At 72.1% G+C, this 13980-nt stretch carries 15 protein-coding genes; 6 read left to right on the top strand and 9 right to left on the bottom strand.

The window, feature by feature from the left end; all coding sequences use genetic code 11:
• Positions 1 to 14: 14 nt before the first annotated feature.
• From C3488_RS24395 to C3488_RS24375, 5 genes are all read right to left on the bottom strand, one after another.
• Positions 15 to 620 (bottom strand): ATP/GTP-binding protein, encoded by a 606-nt coding sequence (locus tag C3488_RS24395; RefSeq protein ID WP_103842789.1) that lies wholly within the window; start codon positions 618 to 620, stop codon positions 15 to 17.
• 195 nt (positions 621 to 815) lie between these two features.
• Positions 816 to 1229, bottom strand: a complete 414-nt coding sequence (locus C3488_RS24390) for a DUF742 domain-containing protein (protein WP_103842787.1) — start codon at positions 1227 to 1229, stop codon at positions 816 to 818.
• Between the two features lie 19 nt (positions 1230 to 1248).
• The gene (locus C3488_RS24385) at positions 1249 to 1686 is read right to left on the bottom strand and encodes a roadblock/LC7 domain-containing protein (RefSeq protein WP_103842785.1); all 438 of its coding nucleotides are present in this window, start codon (positions 1684 to 1686) and stop codon (positions 1249 to 1251) included.
• On the bottom strand, positions 1683 to 4211 hold the full coding sequence (locus C3488_RS24380; RefSeq protein ID WP_103842783.1) for a nitrate- and nitrite sensing domain-containing protein: 2529 nt from the start codon (positions 4209 to 4211) through the stop codon (positions 1683 to 1685). The genes C3488_RS24385 and C3488_RS24380 overlap by 4 nt, the downstream gene beginning before the upstream one ends.
• 48 nt (positions 4212 to 4259) lie before the next feature.
• Positions 4260 to 5033: an MHYT domain-containing protein gene (locus C3488_RS24375; protein WP_103842781.1), complete on the bottom strand. Its 774-nt coding sequence runs from the start codon at positions 5031 to 5033 to the stop codon at positions 4260 to 4262.
• A 152-nt stretch (positions 5034 to 5185) separates the two neighbouring features.
• Here C3488_RS24375 and C3488_RS24370 point away from each other — a divergent pair, with 152 nt between their 5' ends.
• Complete coding sequence (locus tag C3488_RS24370) at positions 5186 to 5785, top strand: class I SAM-dependent methyltransferase (RefSeq protein WP_103842856.1); 600 nt, start codon at positions 5186 to 5188, stop codon at positions 5783 to 5785.
• Between the two features lie 76 nt (positions 5786 to 5861).
• Here the strand turns inward: C3488_RS24370 and C3488_RS24365 are convergent, their stop codons facing one another.
• The gene (locus C3488_RS24365) at positions 5862 to 6770 is read right to left on the bottom strand and encodes an oxygenase MpaB family protein (protein WP_103842854.1); all 909 of its coding nucleotides are present in this window, start codon (positions 6768 to 6770) and stop codon (positions 5862 to 5864) included.
• Positions 6771 to 6869: 99 nt separating this feature from the next.
• On the opposite strand from C3488_RS24365, the gene C3488_RS24360 reads away from it, so the two are divergent.
• From C3488_RS24360 to C3488_RS24350, 3 genes are all read left to right on the top strand, one after another.
• Entirely contained in the window at positions 6870 to 7169 is a 300-nt protein-coding gene (locus C3488_RS24360; RefSeq protein ID WP_103842779.1) for a hypothetical protein, read from the top strand.
• A gap of 131 nt (positions 7170 to 7300) precedes the next feature.
• Positions 7301 to 8140, top strand: a complete 840-nt coding sequence (locus C3488_RS24355; RefSeq protein ID WP_103842777.1) for a hypothetical protein — start codon at positions 7301 to 7303, stop codon at positions 8138 to 8140.
• 149 nt (positions 8141 to 8289) lie between these two features.
• A complete protein-coding gene (locus C3488_RS24350; RefSeq protein ID WP_103842775.1) occupies positions 8290 to 9666 on the top strand; it encodes a tannase/feruloyl esterase family alpha/beta hydrolase in 1377 nt (458 codons plus the stop codon).
• A 4-nt stretch (positions 9667 to 9670) separates the two neighbouring features.
• On the opposite strand, the gene C3488_RS24345 is transcribed toward C3488_RS24350, so the two are convergent.
• The 3 genes from C3488_RS24345 to xylA form a co-directional block, all read right to left on the bottom strand.
• Positions 9671 to 9853: a hypothetical protein gene (locus C3488_RS24345; protein ID WP_103842773.1), complete on the bottom strand. Its 183-nt coding sequence runs from the start codon at positions 9851 to 9853 to the stop codon at positions 9671 to 9673.
• A gap of 144 nt (positions 9854 to 9997) precedes the next feature.
• Positions 9998 to 10402 (bottom strand): hypothetical protein, encoded by a 405-nt coding sequence (locus C3488_RS24340; RefSeq protein ID WP_258053625.1) that lies wholly within the window; start codon positions 10400 to 10402, stop codon positions 9998 to 10000.
• Between the two features lie 130 nt (positions 10403 to 10532).
• Positions 10533 to 11699 carry a xylose isomerase gene (xylA, locus tag C3488_RS24335; protein ID WP_103842771.1) on the bottom strand — a complete coding sequence of 389 codons (1167 nt, stop codon included), beginning with the start codon at positions 11697 to 11699 and terminating at the stop codon, positions 10533 to 10535.
• A gap of 197 nt (positions 11700 to 11896) precedes the next feature.
• On the opposite strand from xylA, the gene xylB reads away from it, so the two are divergent.
• Together xylB and C3488_RS24325 are read left to right on the top strand one after the other, a co-directional pair.
• Positions 11897 to 13342: a xylulokinase gene (gene xylB / locus C3488_RS24330; protein WP_103842769.1), complete on the top strand. Its 1446-nt coding sequence runs from the start codon at positions 11897 to 11899 to the stop codon at positions 13340 to 13342.
• A gap of 17 nt (positions 13343 to 13359) precedes the next feature.
• Positions 13360 to 13980: ROK family transcriptional regulator (locus tag C3488_RS24325; RefSeq protein ID WP_146067918.1), on the top strand; the 621-nt coding region annotated here is incomplete at its 3' end.

Genomic DNA, 13980 nt, shown 5'->3' with positions numbered 1-13980 from the left:
GGCCGGCTGAGGCGTCATCCCACGGAGTCGAGCAACCGGGCGGTGTGCATCCGCCCGGCGTACTCGACGAGGCGGATCAGCACCTCCTTCCCCGAGTCGCGGTCCCGCGCGTCGCACAGCACCACCGGCGTGCCCTGGTCGAGGTCGAGGGCGCGCGACACGTCCTGGGCCGCGTGGGCGCGGGCTCCGGCGAAGCAGTTGACGGCGACCACGAACGGGATGCGCCGGTGCTCGAAGTAGTCCACCGCCGGAAAGCAGTCCTCGAGCCGTCGGGTGTCCGCGAGCACCACGGCACCCAGGGCGCCCTGGGAGAGCTCGTCCCACAGGAACCAGAACCGGTCCTGACCCGGTGTACCGAAGAGGTAGAGCGAGAGTCCGGACCGGATGGTGATGCGCCCGAAGTCCATGGCGACGGTCGTCGTGACCTTCTGGTCCACACCGTCGGTGTCGTCCACGGACTGGCCCGCCTCGCTCAGCAGTTCCTCGGTGCGCAGCGGCCTGATCTCGCTGACCGCTCCCACCAGGGTGGTCTTGCCCACGCCGAATCCGCCGGCGACCAGTATCTTCAACGCCAGGGCGGCCATCTCGTCCTCGGCGGCGTCGGAGTGCTCGGAGACCATCGATCACTTCTCTCGGGAGTGCCGACCACGGTCGACGTCAGTACATCCGTGCGGAGTCAGCATCATGGCAACGGCGGTGCCTCCCTGGGGAGTTCGCCCGCTTTTTGACCGATGCGACCACCTGGCGTCCATTCGGCGCCCGAATGGACGTACAACTCGGTACGGGTCCGGTCCGCTGTGGTTGCGGCCCATCGCCTACAGCGCCCTCAGTCCCTCGATGACCTCGCGCAGAATCCGTTCGTCGGGAAGTTGGGCCGGCGGTACGGGACGGCTGACCGTCACGCACCCCAACTCCAGGAGGTCCCCGAGGAGCACTCGGACGACACCCACGGGCAGGTCGGCCCCGGCGGCGAGTTCGGCGACCGACTGGATCTCGATCCGGCAGAGGTCGATGAGGGCCCGGTGTTCCGGGCCCAGCGCGGCGTCGTCGTCGAGTTTCGGTGCCCCGGGATCGAGCGAGACGAGTGCGATGAGGTCGAAGCGCACCCCGGTGGGTCCTGGTTTGGTGCGGCCGCCCGTCATCGCGTAGGGCCGCACGAGGGGGCCCGCCTCGTGGTCGTACCACTGGCTGCCCGGCTGGTACGGGACGCCTGTCCTGTCCTCGGTCATCTGCGACCGCCCTTGGTCCTCATCCGGCGGCGGGTGGTCGCGCGCCCACCCTGGGCGCGGTGTGGAGGTGCTCGCCGACGCGCTTGACCAGTCGTGCCATCTCGTACGCAACCAGGCCGATGTCGGCGGTGACGGCGGTGAGGACGGCGAGGCAGGAGCCGTCGCCCGCGGCCGCCACGAAGAGGAAGCCGTCGTCCATCTCCACCATGGTCTGCCGTACGCCGCCCGCACCGAAGTGGCGGCCCGCGCCCTTGGCGAGGCTGTGGAAGCCGGAGGCGACGGCCGCCAGGTGCTCCGCGTCCTCCCGGCTGAGGCCGGTGGAGGCGCCGACCGCCAGGCCGTCGTTCGACAGCACCACGGCGTGCCGGACTTCGTTCACGCGTACCACCAGGTCGTCCAGCAGCCAGTCGAGTTCACCCGACCGCTGGGCGGCCCTCATGCTCGGGTCCTGGATCATGCGGTGTCTCCTTCGCTGCTGTCACCTGTGGGTCGAGCCGCCTGTCCGGGTGCGCGGCCACCGCCGCGTGCCCAGCCGTCTCGGTAGGCCGCCATGCGGTCCCGTACCAGTTCGGGGGTGCGCTCGTCGTCGTGCCGGGAGCCGGGAGCGCTTGTCGCGCCTTGCTCCGGGCCTCGGTCGCGCAGCTGGGGGGCGAGGCTCGCCTGCCGTACCCGTCGCGGGAGGTCGTCGGAGGCCTCGGGGTCGTCCGCGGGGCGGTGCAGCCTCAGGGGAGCGACTCCTGGGGGATGGCTCTCGGGCGGCAGGTCGGCGGAGCGTTCCGCTCCGACCCGGGCGGAACGTGCCAGGGCGGGCCGGTCCGCGGCCTGCGCCACCTGCTCCCTCGGCGGCGGGACCGCGGCCACGCGCGCGTACTCGCGGTCCTCGTCCCGCTCGGCGTCCGCCGTACGGGGAGGGGGTTGCGCTGCGCCGTTGTGCAGCAGGGCGGTCGGCAGGAGGACGACCGCGGTGGTGCCGCCGTAGGGCGAGGTGCGCAGGTGCACCTTGACGGCATGCCGGGAGGCGAGCCTGCTGACCACGAAGAGGCCGAGCCGGTCGCTGTCGAACAGGTCGAGCGCCTCGGACTGCTCGATGCGCCGGTTGGCCTCGGTGAGAGTCTCCTTGCCCATGCCGAGTCCCCGGTCCTCGATCTCGACGGCGTAGCCGTTGCCGACGGGCTCTCCGTTGACGCGCACGCGCGTGTGGGGTGGCGAGAACTGTGCGGCGTTCTCGATGAGTTCGGCGAGGAGGTGCGTGAGGTCGGCGACCGCAGTGCCGATCACGAAGGCCTCGGGGAGTTGCCGCACCTCCACGCGCGCGTAGTCCTCGATCTCGGAGACCGCGGCCCGTACCACGTTGGTCAGCGAGACGGGCATGCGCCAGGCCCGGCCGGGTGCGGCGCCGGAGAGGATGATGAGGCTCTCGGCGTGGCGGCGCATCCGCGTGGTCAGGTGGTCGAGCCGGAAGAGGTCGCTCAGTTCGCCAGGGTCCTCGGAGCGGCGTTCCATGCTGTCGAGCAGGTTGAGCTGGCGGTGCACCAGGACCTGGCTGCGCCGTGCGAGGTTGACGAACACCCCGGAGATTCCGCTGGCGAGTTCCGCGCGTTCGACGGCGGCACGCAGGGCGGCGCGGTGCACGATGGCCAGGGCCTCGGCGACCTGCCCGGTCTCGTCCTCGGCGGGTGGGCCGCCGGGCGCCTCGGCTTCGACGTCGATCTCCTCCCCTGCGCGCAGCTTGCGCATGGCCTGAGGGAGTTTGTGGCGTGCGATCTCCAGGGCGCTGTTGCGCAGGCTCACCAGTTCGACGACGAGTCCTCGTCCGATGCGTACGGAGATGACGAGCGACGCGGCGACGGCGACGAGACCGAGCAGGACGGCTGCGCCGGCGGGTGTGAGCACGCCGCGGGTGAACGGGTCGGCCTGGCGTGCGACGCTCCGGCCCGCCTCCGCTTCGATGATCCGCATGCCGTCCTGCACGCGCGCGTGTGCCGGGTTCCAGGCGGCTTCGGGGGCGGCCGCGACGGCCGAGGCGCCGGACCGTCTGGCCAGTACCTTGTCCTCCATGGCACCGACGCCTGCGTACGCGCTGCTACTCGCCAGCCGGTTCCAGGAAGTGCGCTCGGCGCCGCGCAGGTCGGCGACGGCGGACGCGGTCAGGGTGCGGCGCGTGTCGACAGCGCCGGTGAACAGCCTCAGCCTGTCGCCGTCGAGGCTCCGCGCCAGGCGGGCGCCGGCGAGAACGGCGTCCTCCTGTGCGAGCGACTCGCCCGCGCGGGAGAACTCGAGCAGCACGCGCGCGTCGGAGCCCAGGTCGGCGTCCTGCACTCCGGTGAGCGCACCCCCCACCTGGAAGGCGGTGGCGATGGTCCTCGTGTACTGCTCGTACGCCGCCTTCCAGCCGACCCGACGGGCGAGGATGTCGCTGCGGAGGGGCCGCAGGTGTTCGGCCCCGGCCACGAAGGATTGGAGACGGCCCGAGACGCCGGAGGGCAGGTCGGTGCCGTCGGCGACGGTGTGGTGGCCGCCGAGCCTCAGTGCGGCCACGGCCCGGTCGGTGCGTCCCGCGAGAGCTTGCAGATCGCTCTGCTGCTGGGCGGCGGGATCAGTGGCATAGCGCACGGCGGCGACGCGCTCGTCCTGGAGCGCGGCCACGGCGTCGGCGACCGGCACGCGCACGGTGGAGTCCACTCGTTGCAGCTGGCGCAGCCGGGCGACGTCCTGGGCGGTGCTGACGGTGGCGTATGCCCACAGGGCGATCAGGGAGATCACGGGCACCATGAGCAGGCAGACGATCTTCGCCCGGACGGTGCGCGGCCGTATGCGCCACCGTCCCGTCCGCACGGCGGTGCCGGACGATTCCGTGCCGCCCGCCTCGTCGGTCCCGGCACGCTCGTCGGCCGGCGGACCGGCGTGTGCACGGCGGCCGCGCGCCGGTGGCCGGGGCGGCGGCTCGGCGCCGGCCGTGGGTGTCCTACGGGGTGTTCGCATGGTCTTCTCACTCGGAGTGTGTCGCGGCATGTGGTCCGTGGCCCTTGGTCAGCGGGCGGCGCTCTCGAGCGGCCGCTGGGCCGACTCGGAGGCCTCGCGCTCCCCGGCGGTCGGCGACAGTGCGACGAACGCCGAGGTCAGGAAGAGGTAGGACCCGAGGCCGACGGCGAGGGGGAAGATGAACTGCATCGCCGTGGCCCCGGGCAGGACCTCGCCGGACGGGATCACATCGACACTCACGGCGAACATCCCGGTGTAGTGCATGCTGCTGACCGCAGCGCCCATGACGAGGGAGGCGACGGTGACCGCGACGGGCGACTTGATGTTGAGGCCCGCCCACAGGGCCGCCGTCGCCGCGACCACGGCGATCAGCACGGAGAGGGCGACGAGCACCGGGTCGTAGCGCGCCGCCCCGTGCAGCCGCAGCGCCGCCATACCGAGGTAGTGCATGCTCGCGACGCCGAGACCGGTGGTCAGCCCGCCGAGGAAGAGCGCCCGCGGGCGGCCACCGCCGTAGCCGACGGCGAACACGCCGACGCCCACGACGATCATGGCGACGAGCAGGCTGAGGATGGTCAGGGGCACGTCGTAGCGGATCTCGGTCCCGGTGACGCCGAAACCGAGCATGGCCACGAAGTGCATGGTCCAGATGCCGGTGCCGATCGCCGAGGCCGCGGTGACGAGCCAGTTGCGACGCGACCTGCCGGTGGCGCCGAGCGCACGGACCGTGCAGCGCAACCCGAGGGCGGCGCCTATGCACGCCATCACGTACGACAGCACGGGGGTCAGCCAGCCGAATGTGGCGTGGTCCAGGTGTCCCATGGCCACGGGACGCTAGCCCGGGCGTAGGAGCGCAAAGGGGGCGCATTTCGAAAGCTGTTTAAATCTGACGCAGACGAGACACGGAACGATCGCGTCATGCTCGAACATGCGCACAGAGACATCCCTCGTGAAGGTGAGGGATCATGCGGAGCATGAGCGACGTCCATACACACGTCCAGGAGTTCTTCACGGCGCGAGCGGCCGACTGGGACGCGAAGTTCCCCGACGACGGCCCGGCGTACGCCGCCGCGGTCGCCGCTCTAGGCCTGCACAAGGGCGACCGGGTGCTCGACGCGGGATGCGGTACGGGGCGGGCTCTGACGCCGCTGCGTGCGGCCGTGGGCGCCTCGGGGCTGGTCCTCGGGGCCGATCTGACCCCGGCGATGCTTCAGGCGGCGGTGCGGGCCGGGCGGGACCGCGACGGCCTGTTGCTGCTTGCCGACGTGGCTGCGCTTCCGCTGCGGGCGGAGTCCCTGGACGCGGTCTTCGCGGCAGGGCTGATCGCGCACCTGCCCCACCCGGCCGGGAATCTGCGTGAGCTGGCGCGCGTGGTGCGGCCCGGCGGACTGCTCGCGCTCTTCCACCCGGTCGGCCGGGCGGCCCTCGCGGCCCGCCAGGGACGGCAGATCACCCCCGGAGATCTGCGCGCCGAGCCCAACCTCCGTCCGCTGCTGGCCGGTTCCGGCTGGCGTATGACGTCGTACGTCGACGAGGACAACCGCTTCCTCGCCCTGGCCGTCCGCGAGAGCTGAGTCTCAGCCTCGCCGCGCGACGGCGGTCCGTCGCGGGGAGCACGCTGTATCCGGCGATGCGTTCGACTCCCTCGACTCACTCCGTGGGGGAGATCGTCGAGGAGGCGCCTGCCTGCCGGACCGGGCAGCCCTTGGCCCCGGGGACCGGACGGGTGCCCAGGTCGGCGATGCGGTAGCCGTTCGGGTAGCCCTTGATCTCCCAGTTCTGCCGTGCGTAGTGGGGGCTCCGGCGCGGGGGCATGAGGCGGACGAGGCGGCCGCGGGCCCGGACCGCGCGGCGCACCCACGCGCGTGTGGCAACGCTCGGCGGCTCGTACCGGAAGGCCCGCAGAAGCGAGTCGTCGAGCAGGGAGAGAGTCACCCGGCGCAGCACCGGTGCGAGGGGGCGCGGATACCAGGAGGCCATCAGGTCCAGGGTCGCGTCGGACACGCGCCGGGCTTGCGGGTCCCAGGCGAAGTGGGCGGCCTCATAGGCATCGAGGCAGGTCTCGAACTCCTCATAGGTCCCGGGGATGTCCTTGATGCCCATGTGCCGCCCCAGGGTGCGGTAGTGGGCGGCGGAGGCGACGGTCTCGTGCCGGGACAGCCGGCGCCATCCGTAGGCGTCGATCCACCGCTTGGGCATCACCACGAAGGTGCACAGCACGTACCTCATGTCGTCGTTGCGGATGTCGTAGCTGCGGTGCATCTGGTTGATGCGGCGGATCGCGGTGCGCCCCTCGTCGCTGTCAAAGCCGTGTTCGACAACGGTGTCGAGGAGCAGCGAGGTGTCGTCGTACCGCTTCTGTGTGCGGTCGGTGAGCTCCCCGGTCTCGGCGAGCAGCCGACCGATGCCGGGGACGGCGTACGTACGGTAGAGCGCCAGTTCCAGGGCGCGGGTGTAGTCCCAGGGAAACTCGTACGCGACGCTGAGCCGGTAGATCTCCAGCGCGTCCTTCTCGGGGTGCAGACCCCGGATCTGTTCGAGCCGCTCGAACCGCTTCACCGTTCCGTCCCCCTTCTGCCGCGGCGACTGCCACCCTACGTTGAAGAGCAGCACATGCACGTCGGCGAAGGCAACCACACAGGGGGAAGGTGGCTTGGCATGTTCGACAGGATCCGCACATCGGTGGGCAGACTCGTCAACAACTCTTCGCGCGCGGGGGCGGCAGCGGCCGGGGGCAAGCGCACGCACAACCTGTTCGAGGCGGCGGCCGCTTATGTCTCGGCGTGCGCCGAGGACGACCAGGACCGGATGGACGAGGCCGCGGCGTGGGTCTCGCCGGAGGCCCTGTCGTTCGGTGTGACGGAGCTTGCCTGCCGTGCGCTGATCGCTCTCGCACGGGAGCGCGGCGACTCTCCGCGGGCGGTCGCGCGGACGCTCCTCGGCCTGCCTGCCGCCTGACGCCGGAACTCGCCGGGTGCTTTCGCCCCGTCCGGTCGGAGACGTGCGGTTCCTTCTGCGATTCGCAGTCGTGACAAGCGGTCGGCGGGCGCATTAGGGTGCGCCGACGAACGACGGATGGGGAGGACGGCATGACCGGGACGGACGAGGACTCCGTCGCCGCCACGGACGACGCGCTGTATGTACTCACGGCGATTCTGCTGACGCCCGCGCAGTTCCCGAGCGTGCTGGGCGACGACTATCCGGCGGCCTGCGCGGCGCTCGGTCTGCCGCCGGTGACGGACGGGTACGGCCTGGTGCTCGGCCAGGACGGCGGCGGTGCGCGCTGGACGGTGGTCGTCGACGACGTGTCGCTGGTGGCCGTGGCGATCGCGTCCTGGGACTGCGGCATGGAATACGACCTGTCGCCCGACGAGCGCACGGTCGTCGCCGCGCTGCCGGGCTGGCCGCTGGCTGTGGCCGTCGCAGCGCCCGGTGTGCCCGCCCCGCACGACCCCGCACCGGAAGACACCGACCGTGAGCCGCTCTCCCCACCGGACACCGACACCTGGGGTCCGGCGCAACGGCGCCTGGGTGCCGACCAGATCGCGCTCCAGTGGGCCATGTGGCGAGACCAGATCGGCGCCGCCGACTTCGCACCTGTGGACGCCGAGCCGGCGGCGGAGGGTGGCGAGCCCGCGGACGGCAAGCCCGCAGAAGGGGCCCGCAGCGCGATACATCGTGCGCTCGACGAGGCGCACGGGTACGTGGACTCCCCTCCGCCGCCGGGCCGTGTCCGTTCCTCGTTCGCACCCGGTGACGCACGCCTGTTGCGTGCCGACGGACCCGGCTGGTCCATGGTGGCCAGGACCGACGACATCGCGTTCTTCCTCCTCGACGAGAAGCCCGGAGAGGTGATCCCGGTGGGCCGGGGTTCGCAGTTGCCCGGACTGCTGGAGGGTCTGGACAAGGTGGCTGCACGTCCGGCCTGAGTGCGGGCAACCGGGTGCGATGGGCATGGGCTGCGTTGTGAGCCCCCATAGGGCCACCTGCGCCCATGTGGCTCAGACCTATGGTCGGCGAACTTCCGTGGTCGCAGCATGGGCAGCCCCGTGCTCCCGTCCTGACCCGGAGGTCCCTCATGCGCCTGTCCCGTCGTGTCGCGTTGTGCGCCGCCGTTCTGCTTGTCTCGGCCCTCCCCGGCCGCGCGGCGGCGGGCGACGGCGGCCATTGCCAGTCCCAGGGGCGGATACGGGTACCTGGTGCGGCGGTCCAACAGAGTGCCTGTCTGGGCGATATGACGACGGCGGGGCTCGCGGGAACGCCGTACACGGACATGACCGACCAGGCGGGCCTGACCGCCACGGCCACCCGCAATCCGTCCGGTGTGCCGGGGTTGCAGATCGACGGCTACTTCCCGGACGACTCGCACTTCAACACCACGCACGGCTGGCGGCACGACGCCCAGTTCGTGATCCGGCTCCCCGACCGGTGGAACGGCGGCCTCGTCGTCACGGGCGCCCCCGGCACACGTCGGCAGTACGCGACCGACACGGCGATCTCCGACCGGGTGCTGGCACAGGGCTACGCGTACGCGGCCACCGACAAGGGCAACAGCGGGCCGGACTTCTACCGCGACGGAACCCGCCCCGGTGACGCCGTCGCCGAGTGGAACCGGCGCACGACTCAGCTCACGCTGGCCGCCAAGCGGGTGGCGGCGCAACGCTACGGGCGGGCCCCTCGGCGCACGTACATGACCGGGATCTCCAACGGCGGCTACCTGACGCGCTGGCAGTTGGAGCACCACCCCGAGTTGTACGACGGCGGGGTGGACTGGGAGGGCGCCCTGTGGACAGCCGATGGCCCCAACCTGCTGACGTCGCTGCCGGTGGCCGTGGCCCGCACGCTGGGCTCCGCCCGGGACGAGGATCTGTACGCGGCGGGGTTCGCCCGAGGGTCCGAGTTCCTGTGGCCATACCACGAGAAGGCGTACTGGGGCATCACCCAGAAGATCTACCGGGCCGAGTTCGACCCCGCGTACGACCCGACCTGCCCTGGTGCGTCCGCCGGGTCCACGACGGCGCAGATCCTGGCGCCCTGTCCGTCGGACGCGGCCTACGACTACGCGGCGCGCCCCGCATCCGTGCACCGGGCGGTCGCCCGGGTCGCCCTCACCGGACGGATCGGCAAACCGCTGATCACCCTGCACGGCGACCTGGACGCCCTGCTGCCCAAGAGCACGGACTCCGACGTGTACGCGCGCATGGTGCGGGAGGCCGGTCGCGGACCGCTGCACCGCTTCTACACCGTCGCAGGCGGTACGCACGTCGACGGCCTGTACGACTCCTATCCCGACCGGCTCAGGCCGATTCTGCCGTGCTACCGGGCGGCCTTCGACGCGCTGACCACGTGGGTCGAGCGGGGCGAGCGGCCGCCCGCGGACCGTACCGTCGGCAGGCCCGCGGGCGGGGACGTGGTCGACTCCTGCGCACTGGCGGGACCCCGGGCCGATCGCTGACCTCTCAGCGGCCGAGCTCCTTGCGCGCCACTCGGCGCAGCCTGCGCCGCTGCGACGGGTCCAGGGTGAAGTACGCGGCCGCCGGGACTCCCAGCACGATCAGGAGGGCGGCCCACCACGGCAGCCATATCCACAGGATGAGTCCGGCCAGCACTCCCCCGGTGGCGATCTTCGCGTTCCTCGACATGTGTCGCCTCCTTCGCGGCCACTGCCGCTCCTTGTTCTGAGAACGGGTGCCCGCTGCGTGCGGTTCCGGGCCCCGACCCTGAGAGAACCCTGAGCCCCGCCCCTCAGCCGTCCCTGAGAGGCCGCTCAGGGGACGGCCGCGAGCTCAGTGCTTCGACGGTGCGGCGGCAGGCGCCGTGAAGAGTGACTCCAGGTCGCTCGGAAAGCCGCTGGGAAGCACGCTGGGCCACCCGGACGGCAGCCTCGTCGGAAGGCCCGAGGGGAGCCTCGAGGGCAGTGCGGTGGGCAGTCCTGTCGGGATGCCCAGGGACGGGGCGGGTGCACGACTTGTGCTCGCGCCGCTGTCGGTGGGCGATTTCCGCTGCGCCGCGCCGCCGCTGTTGATCACGAGGATCACGGCGACGATACCGAGGGCAACGATCGCGGCGAGCGTCAGGAAGAGGCCGGCGCGGCGTCTGGCGGGCGCGCCGGGTGGTCCGGGCGGCGGCTGGAACGGCGGGCCGAACCCGGTGTGGTCCGAGGGCGGCGTGTCTCCCGGCGGCATGGCCATACGGTCCACAGTCGCGTCCGACCGGCCATGGCGGGGCCCCCGCGCGGCCGTTGACACAGACTCATGCCATGGACGGCACGAGTCCGGCACATTCCGCGCGAGGGCGTCACCTCTCCAGTACCGGCAGCGATCAGCCGCGCGCGCCCAGCAGGTGGTCCATGGCCAGCTGGTCCAGGCGCTCGAAGGCCATCCCGCGCGCGGCGGCCGCCTCCACGTCGAACTCCTCGAAGGCACCGCGGTCGGCGAGCAGCGCCTCCAGGCCGTCCTCGGCGGTCGGCTGCGCCAACTGGTCCAGACGCGAGGCGCGCAGGGCCTCCTGGACCTCGGGATCGGCCCGGAAGGCGGCCGCACGCTCCTTCAGGATGAGGTAGTTGCGCATGCAGCCCGCCGCCGACGCCCACACGCCGTCGAGGTCCTCGGTCCGCGGCGGCTTGAAGTCGAAGTGGCGCGGTCCGCTGTAACCGGCGCTCTCCAGGAGGTCGACCAGCCAGAACGCGGCCCGCAGGTCGCCCGCGCCGAAGCGCAGGTCCTGGTCGTACTTGATGCCGGACTGGCCGTTGAGGTCGATGTGGAAGAGCTTGCCCGCCCAAAGTGCCTGGGCGATGCCGTGCGGGAAGTTGAGGCCGGCCATCTGCTCGTGGCCCACCTCCGGGTTGACGCCGTACAGCTCCGGACGCTCCAGACGCTCGATGAAGGCCAGGGCGTGGCCGACGGTGGGCAGCAGGATGTCGCCGCGGGGCTCGTTCGGCTTGGGCTCGATGGCGAAGCGCAGGTCGTAGCCCTGTGAGGTGACGTACTCGCCCAGGAGGTCGAAGGCCTCCTTCATGCGGTCGAGCGCGACTCGCACGTCCTTGGCCGCGCCGGACTCGGCACCCTCCCGGCCGCCCCAGGCGACGTACGTCTTGGCACCCAGCTCCACCGCCAGGTCGATGTTGCGGATGGTCTTGCGCAGTGCGTAGCGGCGGACGTCCCGGTCGTTCGCCGTGAAGGCGCCGTCCTTGAAGACGGGGTGCGTGAAGAGGTTGGTGGTGGCCATCGGCACGGTCAGCCCGGTCGTGTCGAGGGCCTGACGGAAGCGCTTGATGTGCGCCTCGCGCTCGCTGTCCGAGGACCCGAAGGGGATCAGGTCGTCGTCGTGGAAGGTCACACCGTAGGCCCCGAGCTCGGCGAGGCGCTGAACCGTCTCCACCGGGTCCAGGGCGCGCCGGGTGGCGTCGCCGAACGGGTCCCTTCCCTGCCAGCCGACGGTCCACAGACCGAAGGTGAACCTGTCCTCGGGGGTGGGCTGGTAGCTCATGCTGCGGCTCCTTGTTCGCTGAGACTATTTCGTCATGGCGCTTAACAAATTAGTATGCGAAGGCATCTCTGGGAAGAGAAGGGGTGCCCTCCGTACGGTGACTCCGTACGGTGACGACGGGCGCACGCCGGCCACTGCGGCCGATGCGCGCCCGCTCACAGGCCAGAACCCGCGAGCCGCGGAAGAGGGAGAGCCCGATGTCAGCAGCCGAGGGTCCGCTCGTCGTCGGAGTGGACTCGTCCACCCAGTCCACCAAGGCCCTGGTGGTCGACGCGTCGACCGGACGGGTGGTGGCGAGCGGTCAGGCACCGCACACCGTCACGTCGGGCGCCGGTCGCGAGAGCGACCCACGCCAGTGGTGGGAGGCACTGTGCGAAGCCCTGCACCAGTGCGGCGAGGCGGCGCACGAAGCCGCCGCCGTGTCGATCGGCGGCCAGCAGCACGGCCTGGTCACCCTGGACGGCCGAGGAGAGCCGGTCCGCCCGGCCCTGCTGTGGAACGACGTACGGTCGGCGCCGCAGGCCCGCCGCCTGGTGGAGGAGCTGGGCGGCCCCAAGGTCTGGGCAGAGCGCACGGGAAGCGTGCCCGGCCCGTCTTTCACAGTCACGAAGTGGGCCTGGCTGGCCGAGAACGAGCCGGAGGCCGTCCGCGCGACCAAGGCCGTGCGGCTGCCCCACGACTACCTGACCGAGCGCCTCACCGGGCAGGGCACGACCGACCGCGGCGATGCCTCGGGCACCGGCTGGTGGGCGTCGGCGACGGAGTCGTACGACGAGGAGATCCTCGCGCACGCGGGCCTCGACCCCGCCCTGCTGCCGCGCGTGGTCCGGCCCGGGGAGGTGGCCGGCACAGTGCGTGACGCGCATGACCTGCCGTTCTCCAAGGGCACCCTGGTCGCGCCCGGCACCGGCGACAACGCGGCCGCGGCGATGGGTCTGGGGCTGCGCCCCGGGACCCCGGTGCTGAGCCTCGGGACCTCCGGAACGGTGTACGCGGTCTCGAGACGGCGGCCCGCCGACCCGACCGGGACCGTCGCGGGCTTCGCGGACGCGCACGGCGACTGGCTGCCGCTGGCGTGCACGCTGAACTGCACGCTCGCCGTCGACCGGATCGCCGCACTGCTCGGCCTGGACCGGGAGGCCGTCGAGCCGGGTACCGGTGTGACGCTGCTCCCCTACCTGGACGGCGAGCGCACCCCGGCCCTCCCGCACGCCTCGGGGCTGCTGCACGGCCTGCGGCACGACACGACGGCCGGACAGCTGCTGCAGGCGGCCTACGACGGAGCGGTGCACTCGCTGCTCGGCGCCCTCGACCTGGTGCTCGACGCGGATGCGGACCGCACCGTTCCACTGCTGCTCATCGGGGGCGGCGCACGGGGCCGGGCCTGGCAGGAGACCGTACGACGGCTCTCGGGGCGTCCGGTCCAGGTACCGGAGGCCAGGGAGCTGGTCGCGCTGGGCGCCGCCGCTCAGGCCGCCGGGTTGCTGACCGGTGAGGACCCCGCAGCCGTCGCTCGGCGCTGGGACACCACGCGCGGGCCGGTCCTCGAGGCCGTGGAGCGGGACGAGGCGACGCTGGCCAGGATCGCCGGGGTACTCTCCGACGCGGCCCCGCTGCTGGAGCGGGAGCCGGACCGGCGCTGACGAGATCCGAGGGAGGCATGAGCACACCGCTGCACGAAGCCCATCCGTCCAGCCCCGGCCGACGGCTGCCGGACACCCAGCAGGGCATGCGCCGCCGGAATCTGGCGCGGGTCATGCACACCGTCAGCGCCGAGGGGCCGCTGTCGCGTGCCGCGGTCGCCTCTCGGATCGGGCTGACCCGCGCTGCGGTCTCGACCCTGGTCGACGAGCTGATCCGGTCCGGACTGCTGGAAGAGCTGGGGCCCGAGCGGCCCGGCCGGGTCGGGCGCCCGGGTTCCGCTCTGGCCGTCAGCGGGCGCGGTCCCGCCGGGATCGGCGCCGAGATCGGTGTCGATCACCTGGCGGTGTACGCGGTCGATCTGCGCGGCGACGTACGGGCTCGGGCGGTGCGGCACGGCACGAACCGTGGCCGCCCGCCGCAGCCGGTGCTCGGCGAACTGACCGCACTGATACGACAGGTGGTCGCGGAGGCGGAGCGGGAAGGGCTGTGGCCCGCGGGGCTCGCCGTCGCCGTGCCCGGCCTCGTCGCGCGCGACGCCCGGACCGTGGTGCGCGCCCCCAACCTCGACTGGCAGGACGTCGACCTCGGGCCCCACCTGCCGGACGGGCTGCCGCTGACGGTGGACAACGAGGCCAAC

This window comes from Streptomyces sp. Ru72 (genome assembly GCF_002920635.1).
Lineage (GTDB): Bacteria > Actinomycetota > Actinomycetes > Streptomycetales > Streptomycetaceae > Streptomyces.
This window is presented reverse-complemented; position numbering and strand designations above follow the sequence as displayed.

Excerpts from the sequence above, each read along its gene's own strand:
- C3488_RS24395 (WP_103842789.1), bottom strand. The coding sequence starts at position 620 with ATGGTCTCCGAGCACTCCGACGCCGCCGAGGACGAGATGGCCGCCCTG.
- C3488_RS24390 (WP_103842787.1), bottom strand. The coding sequence starts at position 1,229 with ATGACCGAGGACAGGACAGGCGTCCCGTACCAGCCGGGCAGCCAGTGG.
- C3488_RS24385 (WP_103842785.1), bottom strand. The coding sequence starts at position 1,686 with ATGATCCAGGACCCGAGCATGAGGGCCGCCCAGCGGTCGGGTGAACTC.
- C3488_RS24380 (WP_103842783.1), bottom strand. The coding sequence starts at position 4,211 with ATGCGAACACCCCGTAGGACACCCACGGCCGGCGCCGAGCCGCCGCCC.
- C3488_RS24375 (WP_103842781.1), bottom strand. The coding sequence starts at position 5,033 with ATGGGACACCTGGACCACGCCACATTCGGCTGGCTGACCCCCGTGCTG.
- C3488_RS24370 (WP_103842856.1), top strand. The coding sequence starts at position 5,186 with ATGAGCGACGTCCATACACACGTCCAGGAGTTCTTCACGGCGCGAGCG.
- C3488_RS24360 (WP_103842779.1), top strand. The coding sequence starts at position 6,870 with ATGTTCGACAGGATCCGCACATCGGTGGGCAGACTCGTCAACAACTCT.
- C3488_RS24355 (WP_103842777.1), top strand. The coding sequence starts at position 7,301 with ATGACCGGGACGGACGAGGACTCCGTCGCCGCCACGGACGACGCGCTG.
- C3488_RS24350 (WP_103842775.1), top strand. The coding sequence starts at position 8,290 with ATGCGCCTGTCCCGTCGTGTCGCGTTGTGCGCCGCCGTTCTGCTTGTC.
- C3488_RS24345 (WP_103842773.1), bottom strand. The coding sequence starts at position 9,853 with ATGTCGAGGAACGCGAAGATCGCCACCGGGGGAGTGCTGGCCGGACTC.
- C3488_RS24340 (WP_258053625.1), bottom strand. The coding sequence starts at position 10,402 with ATGGCCATGCCGCCGGGAGACACGCCGCCCTCGGACCACACCGGGTTC.
- xylA (WP_103842771.1), bottom strand. The coding sequence starts at position 11,699 with ATGAGCTACCAGCCCACCCCCGAGGACAGGTTCACCTTCGGTCTGTGG.
- xylB (WP_103842769.1), top strand. The coding sequence starts at position 11,897 with ATGTCAGCAGCCGAGGGTCCGCTCGTCGTCGGAGTGGACTCGTCCACC.